At 74.7% G+C, this 601-nt stretch carries 1 protein-coding gene and 1 pseudogene; both read right to left on the bottom strand.

Features of this window, described 5'->3' with window-relative positions; all coding sequences use genetic code 11:
- Nucleotides 1–222: hypothetical protein (locus FB586_RS18670; RefSeq protein WP_136520853.1), on the bottom strand; the 222-nt coding region annotated here is incomplete at its 3' end.
- 164 nt (nt 223–386) lie between these two features.
- Nucleotides 387–601: pseudogene (locus FB586_RS18675) on the bottom strand (MerR family transcriptional regulator); the annotation flags it as partial.

Raw genomic sequence — 601 nt, forward strand, 5'->3', positions numbered from 1 at the left:
CTGGTCGTAGATCTTCGCCTCCACGTCGGTGCCGTAGACCTGCACGCTCAGCACGTCGCGCCGGCCCGCGGTCGTGGCGGACACCCGCCTGGTCAGCCCGGCACAGCCCGAGACGGTCGGCAGCACCGACGCCAGTGCGGCGCCGGCGAGGACCGACCTGCGCGCGAGCGGCGGCATGCCGGCCCGGGGCGCGACGGCACCCGTCCGAGTGGTGTCCTGCATGAGGTTGTCCCGATCTGTCGTCGTGCGGAGAGACCGGTGGAGGTGCTCCACCGTGCGTCTGGGGCCGCGGGTCGGAGCGGGGCTGGCAGTGACGCTAGGGGCGGCACGGCTGGCGGGACACACCCCGAGGGGCGTACGTCCGCGGTGCGGCGGTGCGGCCCGCCTCAGGCGTCGCGTCGGGCGGCCAGCAGGCCGATGAACTCGTCGGCCATGTCGAGCTGGCGGACCAGGCGCTCGCGCCGCTCGACGGCGTCCTGCGACACCGCACCGAGCCGCTCGCGGGCGGCGCCCCGGGCGTCCGAGCCCGACGACGGGTCGTCGAGCACCTCGAGGTCGGACATGACGGCCTTCATCTCGTCGATGCTGAAGCCGAGCGGCT

Origin of the sequence: Cellulomonas telluris, assembly GCF_004886325.1 — a bacterium.
GTDB classification, from domain to species: Bacteria; Actinomycetota; Actinomycetes; order Actinomycetales; family Cellulomonadaceae; genus Cellulomonas; species Cellulomonas telluris.